Source organism: Bacillus sp. FJAT-29937 (genome assembly GCF_001509555.1).
GTDB lineage: Bacteria > Bacillota > Bacilli > Bacillales > Cytobacillaceae > Cytobacillus.
The window spans coordinates 201,129-216,626 of sequence record NZ_LMAS01000006.1; the positions used below are offsets into that span (position 1 = coordinate 201,129).

Annotated in this window: 15 protein-coding genes; 11 read left to right on the plus strand and 4 right to left on the minus strand. The window is 42.1% G+C overall.

Annotated elements, in window-relative coordinates; translation table 11 throughout:
- Positions 1-166: 166 nt before the first annotated feature.
- On the minus strand, positions 167-913 hold the full coding sequence (gene hemQ / locus AR328_RS14605; protein ID WP_066296578.1) for a hydrogen peroxide-dependent heme synthase: 747 nt from the start codon (positions 911-913) through the stop codon (positions 167-169).
- A gap of 232 nt (positions 914-1,145) precedes the next feature.
- Here hemQ and pta point away from each other — a divergent pair, with 232 nt between their 5' ends.
- Positions 1,146-2,123: a phosphate acetyltransferase gene (pta, locus tag AR328_RS14610; protein ID WP_066296581.1), complete on the plus strand. Its 978-nt coding sequence runs from the start codon at positions 1,146-1,148 to the stop codon at positions 2,121-2,123.
- A gap of 118 nt (positions 2,124-2,241) precedes the next feature.
- Complete coding sequence (locus AR328_RS14615) at positions 2,242-3,069, plus strand: lipoate--protein ligase family protein (protein WP_066296582.1); 828 nt, start codon at positions 2,242-2,244, stop codon at positions 3,067-3,069.
- Between the two features lie 96 nt (positions 3,070-3,165).
- Here the strand turns inward: AR328_RS14615 and AR328_RS14620 are convergent, their stop codons facing one another.
- Positions 3,166-3,918: an RsfA family transcriptional regulator gene (locus AR328_RS14620; protein ID WP_066296585.1), complete on the minus strand. Its 753-nt coding sequence runs from the start codon at positions 3,916-3,918 to the stop codon at positions 3,166-3,168.
- Positions 3,919-4,473: 555 nt separating this feature from the next.
- Here AR328_RS14620 and AR328_RS14625 point away from each other — a divergent pair.
- The 3 genes from AR328_RS14625 to AR328_RS14635 all read left to right on the plus strand — a co-directional run bounded on the left by AR328_RS14625 (position 4,474) and on the right by AR328_RS14635 (position 6,707).
- Positions 4,474-4,698 (plus strand): DUF1450 domain-containing protein, encoded by a 225-nt coding sequence (locus AR328_RS14625; RefSeq protein WP_066296587.1) that lies wholly within the window; start codon positions 4,474-4,476, stop codon positions 4,696-4,698.
- Between the two features lie 163 nt (positions 4,699-4,861).
- Positions 4,862-6,175 carry an HD domain-containing protein gene (locus tag AR328_RS14630; protein WP_066296590.1) on the plus strand — a complete coding sequence of 438 codons (1,314 nt, stop codon included), beginning with the start codon at positions 4,862-4,864 and terminating at the stop codon, positions 6,173-6,175.
- 22 nt (positions 6,176-6,197) lie between these two features.
- Positions 6,198-6,707, plus strand: coding sequence for a YwgA family protein (locus AR328_RS14635; RefSeq protein ID WP_066296593.1), 510 nt, complete (start codon positions 6,198-6,200; stop codon positions 6,705-6,707).
- A 53-nt stretch (positions 6,708-6,760) separates the two neighbouring features.
- Here the strand turns inward: AR328_RS14635 and AR328_RS14640 are convergent, their stop codons facing one another.
- Positions 6,761-6,946, minus strand: a complete 186-nt coding sequence (locus AR328_RS14640) for a 2-hydroxymuconate tautomerase (protein WP_066296602.1) — start codon at positions 6,944-6,946, stop codon at positions 6,761-6,763.
- Positions 6,947-7,133: 187 nt separating this feature from the next.
- Between AR328_RS14640 and AR328_RS14645 the strand changes: the two genes are divergently transcribed.
- Positions 7,134-7,790, plus strand: a complete 657-nt coding sequence (locus AR328_RS14645) for a site-2 protease family protein (RefSeq protein ID WP_066296608.1) — start codon at positions 7,134-7,136, stop codon at positions 7,788-7,790.
- A 31-nt stretch (positions 7,791-7,821) separates the two neighbouring features.
- A complete protein-coding gene (locus AR328_RS14650; protein WP_066296618.1) occupies positions 7,822-8,334 on the plus strand; it encodes a YwhD family protein in 513 nt (170 codons plus the stop codon).
- Between the two features lie 508 nt (positions 8,335-8,842).
- Here the strand turns inward: AR328_RS14650 and AR328_RS14655 are convergent.
- Positions 8,843-10,903 (minus strand): transglycosylase domain-containing protein, encoded by a 2,061-nt coding sequence (locus tag AR328_RS14655; RefSeq protein WP_066296620.1) that lies wholly within the window; start codon positions 10,901-10,903, stop codon positions 8,843-8,845.
- Positions 10,904-11,164: 261 nt separating this feature from the next.
- On the opposite strand from AR328_RS14655, the gene speE reads away from it, so the two are divergent.
- The 4 genes from speE (at position 11,165) to argS (ending at position 15,305) form a co-directional block, all read left to right on the plus strand.
- Positions 11,165-11,992 carry a spermidine synthase gene (speE, locus tag AR328_RS14660; protein WP_066296623.1) on the plus strand — a complete coding sequence of 276 codons (828 nt, stop codon included), beginning with the start codon at positions 11,165-11,167 and terminating at the stop codon, positions 11,990-11,992.
- A gap of 192 nt (positions 11,993-12,184) precedes the next feature.
- Positions 12,185-13,057, plus strand: a complete 873-nt coding sequence (gene speB / locus AR328_RS14665; protein ID WP_066297337.1) for an agmatinase — start codon at positions 12,185-12,187, stop codon at positions 13,055-13,057.
- Positions 13,058-13,191: 134 nt separating this feature from the next.
- Positions 13,192-13,638 carry a DUF1934 domain-containing protein gene (locus AR328_RS14670; RefSeq protein WP_066296625.1) on the plus strand — a complete coding sequence of 149 codons (447 nt, stop codon included), beginning with the start codon at positions 13,192-13,194 and terminating at the stop codon, positions 13,636-13,638.
- Entirely contained in the window at positions 13,635-15,305 is a 1,671-nt protein-coding gene (gene argS, locus AR328_RS14675) for an arginine--tRNA ligase (protein WP_066296632.1), read from the plus strand. The genes AR328_RS14670 and argS overlap by 4 nt, the downstream gene beginning before the upstream one ends.
- Positions 15,306-15,498: the final 193 nt, after the last annotated feature.

The following is a 15,498-nucleotide window of genomic DNA, read 5'->3' on the forward strand; positions in this document are numbered from 1 at the left end:
GATACTCACTCACTAATTCAATAGTATGTTCATGCCTGTTCCTTTATGCTTTCTTTTATGAATAAAAAAAGGGAAGATTCATATCCAGATACAATTGCGGATTCAATAGGGGAAAGGGGGGATTTATAAAAAAACTCCTAGATCCATCATCTAGGAGTTAAACAGGTTAATTGACATGCAACAGCTTGCCAATTTGATTTTCTTCAAGCAGATTTCCAACGAAGAAAGAGCCAAATTCGCCATAGCGTGCACTTACTTCGTCAAAACGCATTTCATAGACAAGCTTTTTGAATTGAAGGGCATCGTCAGAGAATAGTGTAACGCCCCACTCGTAGTCATCTAAGCCAACAGAGCCGGTAATAATTTGTTTCACCTTGCCTGCATATTGGCGGCCAATCATCCCGTGGCTGCGCATCATATTGCGGCGATCCTCCATCGGAAGCATATACCAGTTATCATTGCCCTGGCGGCGTTTATCCATTGGATAGAAGCATACATGCTTCGCTTTAGGCAGAATTGGATAAAGGCGGGCAAGTACTTCTGGACTTTGGTAAGGGTCCTGATCGGAAGGCAGGTAATTGCTCAATTCCACAACAGACACATAGGAATACACAGGAACCGTATATTCAGCTAGTTTTGTTTTATTGAATTCATTTTCAATTTCATTTAATTCTTCTAAAGTTGGTCTTAACACCATCATCATAAAATCGGCTTTTTGGCCAACTACTGTATATAACGCGTGGCTGCCTTTCTTCTCACTTTGAACCCCATTCCATTTATCAACAAGGGTTGCAAACTCATGGATAGCTGCTTGGCGCTCATCACTAGAAAGCATCTTCCAAGACGTCCAATCAATAGCACGGAAGTCATGTAAACTATACCAGCCCTCGAGCGTTTTTGCTGCTTCACTCATAACTATCACTCCTATGTATGTACTTAGAAAATTACACCATTACTATATCATAGTTTCTCCAATTGCCAACGTAATAAAACTTGAAATTGGAAAGGAAGTCCGTATAGTATGGCGAAATTGTGGATACTTTGTTATAAGCGGCAAATTAAGAGGATTGAATTTGACGATAAAAGGGTCAAGCATTAGATTAAAAATAGAGGATTAACTTTTTCCAGCAAAAGGAGAGAATGTAATGATAGATTTATTTAGAAAGTTACAGGAAAAGGTCAAGGGGAAAAATGTGAAAATTGTATTTCCGGAAGGGACGGATAATCGAATTTTAGCTGCGGCGGGAAGACTTGCGGAAGAAAAAATTCTGACGCCCATCCTAATTGGCCAGATTCACGAAATTGAAGCAAAGGCGAAGGAGATGAATCTTTCTCTAGAGGGTACGGAAATTTACGATCCAAGTCAATATGAGTTTGCAGATGAAATGGTTGCTGCTTTTGTAGAAAGAAGGAACGGAAAAGCTTCAGAAGAGAATGCGAGAAAAATTCTTTTAGACGAAAATTACTTCGGAACGATGCTTGTTTATATGAATAAAGCAGATGGACTTGTAAGCGGGGCTGCCCATTCAACGGCCGACACCGTTCGTCCGGCATTGCAGATCATCAAAACGATAGAGGGTGTACGGAAAACATCAGGTGTCTTCATCATGGTTCGGGAGGATGAAGAGTATGTTTTCGCGGATTGTGCCATAAATATTGCTCCGGACAGTCAGGATTTAGCTGAGATTGCGATTGAAAGTGCTAGAACTGCGAAAATGTTTGATATTGAGCCTCGGATAGCGATGCTAAGCTTTTCAACGAAGGGATCAGCCAAGTCGCCAGAAACCGATAAGGTTATTGCGGCTGTTGAAGAGGTAAAAAAACGGAATCCGCAGTTATTGATTGATGGGGAGTTTCAGTTTGATGCGGCATTTGTCCCATCTGTGGCTAAAAAGAAGGCACCGGATTCACCTATTCAAGGGGATGCGAATGTTTTTATTTTCCCAAGCTTGGAAGCAGGAAATATCGGGTATAAAATTGCTCAGCGTCTTGGAAGGTTTGAGGCGATCGGCCCTATTTTACAAGGGTTGAATCAGCCAGTTAATGACCTTTCCCGCGGATGCAATGAAGAGGATGTTTATAAACTAGCACTAATTACCGCGGCACAGACATTGAATGATTGATTTGGAAAGGGTTAAGGGTCGGGCTTTAGGTCCGTCTCTTTTTTTTCGCCATTTTTGCTGATATAATGTGCTTTGGTTGATAATTGAAAAGGATTCGCTCAAAAGGAGAACCGGGTGTATGAATGACTTATTACAGCAAGATCAATGGAGAGTGATTGATCAATCGTCAGCAGCCGTCCATTTAGATGCTTTATATTCATTCGGAATGGATGATACCCTCTGTGCATCGGTCGGGAGCGGCATGGCACCCTCAACGGCAAGGGCCTGGGTTCACCGTGATACGATTGTATTAGGCATCCAGGATACAAAGCTTCCCTTTCTGGAAGAGGGGATCAGCTATTTGCAGAAAGAGGGTTATCGGGTCATCGTCAGAAATTCAGGTGGACTGGCTGTTGTGTTGGATGAAGGGATCTTAAATCTAACTCTAGTTTTTTCAGAAGGTGATAAGGGCATTGATATTAATCGGGGCTATGATGCGATGTGGATGCTCATTAAAGAAATGTTTTCTGATTTTAATAAAGAAATAGAAGCAAGGGAGATTGTCGGTTCCTATTGTCCGGGAAGCTATGATTTAAGTATAGGCGGGAAAAAGTTTGCCGGCATTTCTCAAAGGCGTCTGAGAAATGGAGTGGCTGTGCAGATTTATCTTTGTGTTCATGGAAGCGGGAGTGCCCGTGCTGAACAAATTGGCCGTTTTTATGCCATTTCCAAGAAAGAGGCGGACACTAAATTTCATTTTCCTGACATAAAGCCTGAGGTGATGGCTTCTTTATCTGAATTGCTGGGGCAAAGTCTATCGATTCAAGATGTGATGCTTCGGTTTTTACAAGCATTAAAGATTCGCTCTAACCGTTTGTTTTCAGGTGAATTGCACGGTGAGGAGATTTCGCTATTTGAAGGGTATCACCAGCGTATCGTTGAACGTAACGAAAAGGTACTCGGGTGAAATATGAGAAAGCCGTAAACAGAGCGTTACGGCTTTTTTTAATAAAAATCGAGGATGTCATTCCTTCTCCTGCTCCCATAATTGGAAGTTTTATATTTACTCAGCTACCTTTTCCAGGTTTCCGTTTCGGTCCATCTTGAACTTAGTCGCTGGTCTTTCTTCTTCCTCAAAAAGGACGAGTTTGCGGGCGCGGTTCATAATTTTCATGAGCGTCTCGTAATCTTCTTGGATCGTTTCCGAATTTTCCTCAAGATGATTAATCTTACCCTCTAGCTCTTCGTTTCGGCTCTTAATCTGTGCAATCTCCCGCTTCAATCTTTCATTCTCATTTCTCAAAATATCTAATTGAATACTCGAGTGTTTTAAAGATTGTAAGTAAGTGATGATGCGATCAAGATTTAAATCATTGCCGCCAATTTGAGATCCACTTGTGTAGCTTGGTTTCTCCGTATAGACAGGGATAGGGCTTGCTTCGATAATTTCCATGGAATCATAATCATCCTGCTCTACAGGTGCAGATATCATCATGGCCGCAGCGGGTACGGCTTCAACCTCTGAAACGGCTGGTACAGGCGGCGAATAGAGCAGCTTTTTCTTTCCGCTTTGTTCTTTTCCAAGCAAGCGCTGCCTTTGCTTCCGCTGTTTTTTAGCAAGCTGCAATGCCTTTTCGTATTGATGCCTCACAACTGCATTCCAGCGAAATCCACAGGCCGCAGAAGTTCGGTCGAGGCGGTCTCCCACTTCTTCAAAAGCATTTAATTGCGTACTTCCTTCTCTTACATGTCTTAAAACGGTTTCGGCTAGCAATAAATCATTTTCTTCCGTCCATGCATCCTGGCGAACTTTCATTTCTTCAACTCCCAATTCATTTACATTTTTTAATTCTTAATATAAGGATGGACATTTCAGAAGAAAAATATACAAAGTGAATTAAAAGGATAGTAGATTTTTTTATTTTTTCAATAGATAGGTATTGAAAACTCTTTAGATTCATATGTTTATTTCCCTTTTGCGGGTGCTTAACATAGGCGACAGCTTGCATTAGAAGGAAAGAAGCTGTAAAATACAGCAAGAGAATCGAAAAGCGGAAGCGCCTTGACCAGGGGCGACAAGCATAAGGCAAGCAGGCGAGAAGGTTGCACTTTAACCTTCTTGACTGATTGACTTATGACCTCCGACGTACAGGACGTACTAGTGCCGATGTTGCCACAGGACGTGGCGCTCTTAGTCGGCGAGCCCCTAGGCGCTGGAGCTAGACAATATCGAAAAGAGAAAGCGAAGGTGCAGATAGTTTTTACCCGACCCTCGCTGATTATAAATTCACCTTTATCTTAATTTCAGGCGGCATTTGCCCATTTTGTATAAATTTTTTTAAGATAGACCATAGAAAGGGTTGTAATAAATATGGCAAACGAATTTCGTGTTTGCGACGATTGTCAGGGTGTTAATTTAAAAACCTTAATTCCCCGTTTGAAGGAGATAGATCCAGAAGCGAAAATCGAGATAGGCTGCCAATCTTATTGTGGACCAGGCCGTAAGAAAACATTTGCCTTCGTCAATAATCGTCCGCTCGCTGGGTTAACGGAAGAGGAATTAATGGAAAAAGTTAATAAAAAGCTTAAGAAGTAAAATCACCTTTTTGATCGCCCCTAAGGTGATTTTTGTTTTTCTTAAGATGATCCGCCTGCATCAAGGTTTTCGTCGAATTCTGCAGAATTAGCAGATTTTCTGTAGTGAATTGCAGAAGGAAACGGGCTATAATAGAGACACATTAGAAAATCGGAGGTAAATGATGGCATATCCGGTGGAGAAGTTACGTGAAGAAAAGGTATTTAAAGACCCTGTCCATCGCTATATTCACGTGAGGGATCGGGTAATCTGGGATTTAATTGGGACGAAGGAGTTTCAGCGCCTTAGAAGAATTAAGCAGCTCGGGACTACTTATTTAACGTTCCATGGGGCCGAGCATAGTCGTTTTAACCATTCCCTAGGTGTCTATGAGATTATTCGCCGAATTGCGGATGATGTGTTTCATGGCCGGCCGGAATGGAATGAAGATGACCGTCTCCTCTCCCTGTGCGCAGCTTTACTCCACGATTTAGGACATGGCCCATTTTCCCATTCATTTGAAAAAGTCTTTGACCTCGACCATGAGCATTATACAAGAGCTATCATTCTCGGAAAAACAGAAGTCAACCGCGTTCTATCTACCATAAGTGCTGATTTTCCTATGAAAGTTGCTGAAGTCATCGCGAAAACGTCAAAAAACAAATTAGTCGTCAGCCTTATTTCCAGTCAGATTGATGCCGACCGCATGGATTATTTGCAAAGGGATGCCTACTATACAGGGGTCAGCTACGGCCATTTTGATATGGAGCGGATTTTGCGCGTCATGCAGCCGGGGGAAGACCAGGTTGTTTTTAAACAAAGCGGTATGCATGCTGTTGAGGACTATATTATGAGCCGGTACCAAATGTATTGGCAAGTATACTTCCACCCTGTGACGAGAAGTGCCGAAGTGATTTTGACGAAAATTTTGCACCGTGCGAAAGACTTACATAGCAAAGGCTATTCTTTCAAATCGCATCCAAATCATTTTTTCTCGATGTTTAATGGGGAAATTACACTTGAAGATTATCTGAAACTAGATGAAGCAATCATCCTTTATTATTTTCAAATGTGGCAGGAGGAAGAGGATCCTATTCTACGGGACCTTTGCCGCCGCTTTATGAATCGCAATCTATTTAAATATGCTGAATTTGACCCTGCAAAGGAATATAAAAAGCTTGCGGAGCTGTCCATTCTATTTCAGAAGGCAGGAATTGATCCTGAGTATTATTTAGTTGTCGATTCCTCATCCGATCTTCCGTATGACTTTTACCGGCCGGGAGAAGAAGAAGAACGGCTGCCGATTTCTTTGCTGATGAAAAATGGAGAAATTCGGGAGCTTTCCCGGGAATCTGAAATTGTCGATGCGATCTCTGGAAAAAGAAGAACCGACCATAAATTATATTATCCAGCAGATTTTCTAAAGGACTTTTCAACAGAATCTGCGATAAAAAAAGACATTTGCAAGCTGCTTGAAATAGACGTGTCACGGTATTAAATGGAGTAGGAGTTGACGTATCTTGTTGAAAGATCATGCTAAAATTATTCATGCCATTGCTGCCTCAGAAGAAATCATTGGACGGAAACGGCTTCAGAAAATGGTATATATCGCAAAAAAACTAGAATTCCCCTTTCAAGAAAGATTTCAATTTCATTTTTATGGCCCTTATTCCGAGGAGCTGACTTTGAGAGTGGAGGAGCTTTGCAATATGGGCTTCCTCAATGAGGTGAAGGAGAAGAAGGGCGGCTATTATCAGTACCGGTACACGTTAACGGACAATGGCAAGGAGTTCTTGAGCTTGAATGAAGGGGTAGCTATGCCCAATCTTCAAGATTGCTTGACTGATATGAACAGCCAAAATGCAAGATTCCTTGAGCTTGTATCGACCGTACTTTTTTTCGAAAGTCTGCCAAGGGAAGAAGTGCAGGAGAAGATTTTTACGTTAAAAAGCAAGCAGCGCTATACGGAGGAAGAAGTGGAGACGGCTTATCAATATATTGAAAGCTTGAAAGAAAAAGCCGGGCATTGAGCTTGCCCGGCTTTCCTGTTGGAAGCAGGGGGCTTTTCGCACCCCAGCACAAATTATTGGTCGCTTAGGCGCTTGCCTGCAACAGCGTAATGGTTCTTCGGCATTTCCTCGATAAACACAACAACATTTTCCTTCGGTGCTCCTGTTGTTTCGCTTACTGCGTCTGTTACCTTCTCAACGAGTGATTTCTTTTGTTCTTCTGTACGGCCTTCTAGCATTTTTACTGTTACATATGGCATGGGGATCTCTCCTTTTTTTGTAGGCTGTGGTTTTCCGCTTTCATTTTACAGGCGGTTTAACCTCAGCTTTTCCTAATGTTTTTAGTTTTTCATATTTCAGAAAAATGTGCAAGTAGTTCATTCGTTTTCCCTTTATCCTTGATATCGTGTATAATTTTTTTAAGTTGTAATTAAAGGGGTTTTGGCCTTGGAACAATTTTTAGCCTTTGATTTAAAGGAAATTCCTTATGTGGCGATTACATTAATGATTGCTTTTACCGTTCATGAATTTGCCCATGCGTTTGTCGCCTATAAATTCGGCGACTCAACAGCGAAAAATCAAGGAAGACTCACGTTAAATCCGATTCAGCATTTAGATCCAATTGGAACGATCCTGATTTTTATTGCAGGCTTTGGCTGGGCGAGACCTGTTCCGGTTAACCGATTCTTTTTTAAAAATCCTCGTTTAGCAGGAATTTCAGTTTCCATTGCCGGCCCAATTAGCAATTTGATCATGGCGAGTTTAGGGTTTCTCATTTGGTATGCTATGGCAGGAATGGGTGTTGCGGCTGGATTGCCATCCTTTGTCCCGGATTTTTTAAATATTTTTATTCATCTCAATTTAGTTTTGTTTATTTTTAACTTAATCCCGCTTCCGCCTTTGGACGGATATCGCATTGTGGAGGATTTAATGCCAAAATCGATTAGGCCGCGATTAACACAATATGAGGCATATGGATCGGTCATTTTCTTAATTCTTGTGATTACGCCGCTCGACCAATATACGATTCAGCCAATCTTTCGTTTTGTTTTGCCTGTCGTTGCAGATGGGTTAGCTAACTTCTTTGGCGGGATATTTTTATAATAGGTTTTTTGAAAAAAGGAGGAACTTCACGTTGGAAGAAAATAAGAAGAAAAATATTGCATTCAATATTATTAAGAATGATCCGACTGCCGGACATGGAGGCTTTGGCTCGGGGTCGTTAAGTTTGGATAATGTTTCGCCTGTCATCATTGACGTGGAGGCGGGGGAGGCATCAATTGAAGTGGGTGCATTGCATGCCCGCAGCCCAGTGGAAAAGGGTATTAAATTCCTGCCCAATAAGGAAGATGTGCCAAATGGAAAGCCGTATTGGCTGATTTGGGTGACGATTGACCGCAAAGAGGATGGTCCTTATTACGCAGGTGTGACAGCTTGTGAAATGACAGTAGACCGGGAAATTCGCAGAGGCTATAAATCCTTGCCGGAGCATGTAAACCGCATGGATAAATCGATTAAGCGCCATATTATGGTTGATCATATGGATGCTAAATCGAAGAAAGTTCTAAGTGGATTTCTGAAAAATCACGATGCCGGCATGTGGGAACGCTCTCTACAACAACTAAAGGATGGTTTGCAAGAAAATTAAAATAATCTTTTTAATTTATGACGAAATTGTGACAGATTACTGACTTAAATTTCTAACTACTTGCCCAAATCCAATACAAAATAGTACAATATTTAACAGTGTGAATGCACTGTATAGAACTAGGACAAGAAAAACCTCGGGCCTTTTGGCACGAGGTTTTTCAATTTGTCATAGCAGGTAATTTGGACAGGTTTTGATGAAAACTCAGAAAGCTGTCCAGAAACCGAGCTGATTTGGACAGGTTTAGTAGAAAACTCAGAAAGCTGTCCAGAAACTGAGCTAATTTGGACAGGTTTTGAAGAAAACTCAGAAAGCTGTCCAGAAACTGAGCTGATTTGGACAGGTTTTGAAGAAAACTCAGAAAGCTGTCCAGAAACCGAGCTGATTTGGACAGGTTTAGTAGAAAACCAGAAAAGCTGTCCAGAAATCGGGCTAATTTGGACAAGTTTTGGTCAAATCCCCGAAACCTGTCCAACAAGCCAATAACCGCTACAAAATTGGTTCTATTTTACCAATTAAACAACCGCTTAAACCAAGGCTTCTTCGCTGGCTTCTCTTCTACATCTGGTTTCTCCTCTTGATATAACAAGTGAGCTGTACAATATTCGGTTGGCTCTGTGCCACTTGCGAAATACGTTAGACGTTTAACAGGGCATTCATCAGTGGCTAATTTGCCGTTTTCCGGATTCACATAGACGCCGACTGTTCCTTTTGCCGGTTTAAAGCCTTTGACTGGCAAGCCTTGATGCGCCTCCTCCATAAAGCGAATCCAGATATTTTTTGCATAGGATTTATCTGCTGTTTTATGAATCGTTTTTCCTTTGTCAAAGCCGGTCCAAACGGCGGAAACAAGCTGAGGCGAATAGCCGATCATCCAGCTGTCGGCATCCGTTGAGCCGGATTTCCCTGCGTATGTCCGAGTCATATCATTGATAACGGACCGCCCCGTGACACTTGTGTACCCGTTCAGCTTCGGGTCAAAAATGCCTGTCATCATTTGTGTCATCACATAGGCTAAATCAGATTTTAATATTGGGAGCGCCTCTTTTTCCTGCTTGTAAATGATTTCTCCCTTATGATTTTCAACCCTTGTGATTAAAACAGGCGACACCTTTTTTCCGCCGTTCGCAAATATGCTGTAGGCATTTGCCATTTCGATTACCCGAACGCCAGATGTGCCTAGTGCCAGGGACGGGACACTGTTCATTTTCGTCGAAAGTCCGAATTTCTGAGCTGTGTTGACGAGTGTATCGATTCCTAAGAAAAGATGGGTTTTCACAGCATAAATATTATCCGAAAGGGCTAGCGCCTGAGCCATGGTGATATCGCCATCCGCATACTGGCTGTTAAAGTTTTTCGGTGTATAGTCGGGTCTTCCGTCATCAAATCGGAAAGTGGTTTGCTCACTTCGCATTAAAGTGGAAGGGGTAAATCCATTTTCCAAAGCAGCGTAATAGAGCAGCGGCTTCATCGTTGATCCCGGCTGGCGAATGGCCTGAACGGCACGGTTAAAAGGACTTTCCGTGTAATCTCTTCCTCCGACCATCGCTTTGACATGCCCGTTTTTTGGATTCATTGAAACCATTCCAACTTGGATTTCAGATTCCTTAGATATTAACTGATCAACTGTCTGTTCCGCGATTTCCTGCTGCTTCATATCCAAGGTGGTGTAAACTTTTAATCCCCCCAATTCAATGACCCGGTCATCCAGTTTCAGCTCTGTTTTCAATGCTTGGCGAACCGCATCCTGAAAGTATGGGGCTGTTACAGCTTTTGTATGGAGATGCTTCCCAACTATGGTCAACGGTTCTTGCACAGCGGCTTCAGCCATCTTTTTATCAATATAGTCGTTTTCGACCATCGTGTTTAAAATGATTTTTTGCCGATTTTTTGCATTTTCGACTGATACGAGTGGGGAATAGATGCCGGCCCCCTTTGGAATTCCAGCTAAAATCGAAGCCTCCCCAAGTGTTAATTCGCCCGCATGCTTGCCAAAATAAAACTGGCTTGCTGCTTCTGATCCATAAGCGCCATGGCCATAATAAATAGTATTTAAGTAGCCTTCAAGAATCTCTTTCTTCGAATAGTTCATTTCAAGCCGAATCGTATAGAAGGCTTCCTTCAATTTACGCTTCCATGTTTTTTCATGTTCAAGAAATAAATTTCGGGCATACTGCTGGCTAATGGTGCTCGCCCCTTGTACTTTGGCCATTGCTTTAATATCCGCAATGATGGCTCCTGCAATTCTCTTATAATCAAACCCATGATGGGAGTAGAATTTCCGGTCTTCAATCGAAACGGTGGCATTCACTAAGTTTGGGCTAATGTCTGCGAGCTCTACCCAATACCGCTTTTGGCCATTATGACTTTCCCCGATCACGGTTCCATCATCCGAATAGAATAAGGTCGACTGCGGAACAGCTAGAGGCGGAGGCCCAAGAACCTTGGCATATAGCAAAATGCCGGCCATGATCATAGCAACTAGGGTAAAACCAATTAAGCTTAAAATCAAGATGGCGCGTAAAACCTTGCCAGCTTTTTTGAAACGTTGATTCGTCATAATCTCCATCGTGAAAACCACCACCTCTCCAAAGTTTTTAATAGACTTTTATATATTTCTAATTAGGTAAAAATTCCATCTCTCAATAGTATTGAAACAAACCTTTCGTTTTAAACATTTCTCTTGAGCAAAATTCAATTTTTTCTTGCTTTTTTGCTAGATTCATCTATACTTTTTCTCATGTTTGTAATTATTCAGATTGGGAAGTATAAAAAAGAATTGTTATCGACAGTAAATAATCGATATTTTACGGAAGGAATGGGTAGATAAATGGGACTTTGGTTTACTGAAAAGCAAACAGAGAATTTTGGGATTACAATGAAGGTTAAGCAGACTTTACATACAGAACAGACAGATTTTCAAATGCTTGAAATGGTGGAAACGGAAGAATGGGGCAATATGCTTTTACTAGACGGCATGGTTATGACTTCTGTGAAGGACGAATTTGTTTATCATGAAATGGTTGCACATGTACCGTTGTTTACACATCCAAATCCTGAAAATGTTTTAGTTGTTGGCGGCGGGGACGGCGGTGTGATTCGCGAAGTTCTTAAGCACCCAAGTGTGAAAAAAGCAACGCTTGTTGATATTGATGGGAAGGTCATCGAGTATTCTAAAAAGTACCTTCCAGAAATCGCAGGCAAACTAGACGATCCGCGTGTGGATGTTCAGGTTGGCGATGGTTTCATGCACATTGCTGAAAGTGAAAATGAATACGATGTGATTATGGTTGACTCCACTGAGCCTGTTGGTCCAGCCGTGAATCTTTTTACAAAAGGCTTCTATGCTGGGATTTCCAAAGCTTTAAAAGAAGACGGAATTTTTGTTGCGCAATCAGATAACCCTTGGTTTAAAGCCGATTTGATTCGCAGTGTTCAAAGGGACGTTAAGGAAATCTTCCCGATTACACGTCTTTATGTGGCGAACATCCCAACGTATCCAAGCGGATTATGGGCGTTCACGATCGGTTCTAAAAAGTATGATCCACTAGAGGTAAGTGAAGACCGCTTCCATGAAATCGAAACAAAATATTATACAAAAGAGCTTCATCAGGCTGCTTTCGTATTGCCGAAATTTGTGAAGGATTTAGTGGAGTAAATAAGTGAAGTTAATTGGCAGCAAAATCTCGATTGGCTGACAAAGCTGGTGAATGGGCTGACAAATCGAAAATTTGGCTGACAAAACAGGTAAATTGGCTGACAAACTGTTTTTTTTGAAAAAAGAGTACTTATGACTTAGCACTCAAGGGGCTTGAGACCCCAAATTTAATACGAACGAGGGATGACAGTGGTGCGTTTTGATGAAGCATACTCTGGCAATGTTTTTATAAAAAGCCATCCGAATTACGAAGAAAGTAAAGCGGTCATTTACGGAATGCCGATGGATTGGACTGTCAGCTACCGTCCGGGCTCACGTTTTGGCCCTGCCCGTATTCGTGAGGTGTCTATTGGGCTCGAGGAATATAGCCCTTATTTAGACCGCGAATTGGAAGAAGTAAAATATTATGATGCCGGCGACATTCCGCTGCCATTCGGAAATCCGCAGAAAAGCCTGGATTTAATTGAGGAATTTATTGACCAGCTTTTAGCAGAGGGTAAATTTCCTCTTGGTATGGGCGGTGAGCATTTAGTTTCATGGCCTGTTTTCAAGGCAATGTATAAAAAATATCCGGATTTAGCGATTATTCACATGGATGCACATACGGATTTGCGTGAGAATTACGAAGGGGAGCCATTATCCCACTCGACTCCTATCCGCAAAGCCTGTGATCTAATCGAGCCTCAAAATATTTTTTCCTTTGGCATCCGTTCTGGAATGAAGGAAGAATTCAAATGGGCAAAAGAAGTTGGCATGCACATTTCAAAATTTGAGGTGCTGGAGCCGTTAAAAGAGATTTTGCCAAGACTTGCGGGACGTCCTGTTTATGTAACAATCGATATTGATGTGCTTGACCCTGCACATGCTCCGGGAACTGGCACTGTGGACGCAGGCGGCATTACATCGAAGGAGCTTCTCGCTTCCATTCATGAAATTGCCCGTTCCAATGTAAACGTAGTTGGCTGTGATCTTGTAGAGGTTGCACCTATTTACGACCCGTCTGAGCAAACGGCTAACACGGCGAGCAAGCTTATTCGCGAAATGATTTTGGGCTGGGTAAAGTAAGAAAAGCTTTTTAAAAAACGATGACGGAGACAGAGGTCTCCGTTTTTTCCATTTTAAAAAAAGGCTATAGTACAGGGAAAAGTAGAACCTTTTGCAAAAGTCTACTATAATGTTACGAAAAGGATGTGTGGCCGTTGTCTACTAGACCAGCGGAGCAAATGCCTGTTAAAATTAAAGTAAAGACAGATATTCGAGATGGGCACAGCAAAGACACTTTTGAACTCATCGCATTTGGTCGATACTATATAAAGGAAAATGCCCGGTTTCTTCAATATGAGGAAGCGATGGAAGAGGGAATGGCCAAAACGATTATCAAAGTATCAGATAAAGAAGGTCTTATTATGCGAAGCGGCGCTGTGAGAATGAGGCTCCCTTTTATCATGAATAAAAAGCTTAAGGGAAGCTATCATACACCTTATGGCGTGTTTGAGATGGAAACGTTGACAAAAAGGTTGGATCATCAGTTTAACGAACAGACCGGGACCGGCTCTATCGACCTTTTATATGAATTGAAAATGCAAGGCGCAAGTTCAGGTACATACCATTTATTGATTACTTTCGAAGAGGAGGAAGAAAGTTGAACAGTGTAGAGCAAATGCAAAACAAACTGAAAGAAGAAATTAAAGCAGCTGTGATTAAAGCGAATCTAGCAACTGAAGAACAAATACCAAACGTTATTTTGGAAACGCCGAAGGAAAAGGCACACGGGGATTATTCCACGAATATGGCGATGCAGCTTGCACGCGTTGCAAAAAAGGCACCGAAAATGATTGCCGAGGCGCTGATTGCGAATTTTGATAAATCGAAAGCCTCCATTGAAAAAATGGAGATTGCGGGCCCAGGGTTTATTAATTTTTACATGGACAACAGCTATTTAACGAATTTAATTCCTGCCATTCTTGATGCAGGCGACAAGTACGGAGAAACGAATATTGGGGCCAATCAAAAGATTCAAGTGGAGTTTGTATCCGCCAATCCGACTGGGGACCTCCACCTTGGGCATGCTCGCGGTGCGGCTGTAGGGGATTCTTTGTCCAATATTTTGGCTAAGGCTGGCTATGATGTTTCCCGCGAGTACTATATTAATGACGCTGGCAACCAGATTAATAATCTTGCGTATTCAGTGGAAGCCCGTTACTTCCAGGCATTAGGATTGGAAAAAGAAATGCCTGCAGACGGCTACCACGGCGAGGATATTATTGGGATTGGGAAAAAGCTTGCTGAGGAATTCGGCGACAAATATGTTCATGTGGATGAGCAGGAGCGCTTTGACTTCTTCCGTGAATATGGATTAAAGGTTGAAATGGCCAAGCTAAAGGCTGACCTAGAAGAATTCCGTGTTCCGTTTGATGTGTGGTATTCTGAAACATCCCTCTATCATAATGGAAAAATTGATACGGCTTTACAAGCATTGAAGGACAACGGCCATATTTATGAGGAAGAGGGGGCAACATGGTTCCGCTCTACGACTTTTGGCGATGATAAAGACCGGGTTATGATTAAAAATGACGGATCTTATACGTACTTAACACCAGATGTTGCGTACCACAAAGACAAGCTGGAGCGCGGCTTTGAAAAGCTGATTAATATTTGGGGTGCTGACCATCACGGCTATATTCCTCGTATGAAAGCAGCTATTCAAGCATTAGGCTACGACCGTGAAACGCTTGAAGTAGAAATTATTCAGCTCGTTCATTTATATAAAAACGGCGAAAAAATGAAGATGAGCAAACGGACAGGAAAAGCGGTAACGATGCGTGATCTAGTGGAAGAAGTAGGGTTGGATGCAACTCGCTATTTCTTTGCGATGAGAAGTGCGGACACGCATATGGACTTTGATCTGGATTTGGCTGTTTCCGAGTCTAATGAAAACCCTGTTTATTATGCGCAATATGCCCACGCACGGATTTGCAGTATTTTACGCCAAGGCGAGGAGCAGGGATTAACCGTGAGCAGCTCTGCGGATTTCTCCTTGATTTCAGCTGAAAAGGAAATAGACGTTTTGAAGAAGCTGGGCGAGTTCCCACAAGCAGTTGGGGAAGCCGCACAAAAACGATTGCCGCATCGAATTACCAACTATATTTTCGAATTGGCATCTGCGTTCCACAGCTTCTACAATGCTGAAAAAGTATTAGATACCGACCACCCAGAACGGACGCAAGCAAGACTTGGTTTAATCAAAGCAGTTAAAACCACATTGAAAAACGCCCTTGCATTAATTGGCGTATCCGCTCCGGAAAAAATGTAATAAAGAAGCTGGCTTGTAAAAGGAAGGTTCCCATTAAATGGGCTATCCTGTTTACGGCCAGCTTTTTTTGATTGGAAAAAGTGGTTTCTATTAGTTCATGCTTCGCGTTAGGAGGGGGGTGTTCCGAAACGCTTACTATGAAAGGTTCATAACACGCGTTTGGCAGGTACCGCCTGCGAAATGCTTACTATGA

Bases quoted from the DNA above. Each gene is read 5' to 3' on its own strand.
- AR328_RS14640 (WP_066296602.1), bottom strand. From the start codon at position 6,946: ATGCCATATGTAACAGTAAAAATGCTAGAAGGCCGTACAGAAGAACAA.
- speE (WP_066296623.1), top strand. From the start codon at position 11,165: ATGGGACTTTGGTTTACTGAAAAGCAAACAGAGAATTTTGGGATTACA.
- AR328_RS14620 (WP_066296585.1), bottom strand. From the start codon at position 3,918: ATGAAAGTTCGCCAGGATGCATGGACGGAAGAAAATGATTTATTGCTA.
- AR328_RS14630 (WP_066296590.1), top strand. From the start codon at position 4,862: ATGGCATATCCGGTGGAGAAGTTACGTGAAGAAAAGGTATTTAAAGAC.
- hemQ (WP_066296578.1), bottom strand. From the start codon at position 913: ATGAGTGAAGCAGCAAAAACGCTCGAGGGCTGGTATAGTTTACATGAC.
- AR328_RS14625 (WP_066296587.1), top strand. From the start codon at position 4,474: ATGGCAAACGAATTTCGTGTTTGCGACGATTGTCAGGGTGTTAATTTA.
- AR328_RS14615 (WP_066296582.1), top strand. From the start codon at position 2,242: ATGAATGACTTATTACAGCAAGATCAATGGAGAGTGATTGATCAATCG.
- AR328_RS14655 (WP_066296620.1), bottom strand. From the start codon at position 10,903: ATGGAGATTATGACGAATCAACGTTTCAAAAAAGCTGGCAAGGTTTTA.
- pta (WP_066296581.1), top strand. From the start codon at position 1,146: ATGATAGATTTATTTAGAAAGTTACAGGAAAAGGTCAAGGGGAAAAAT.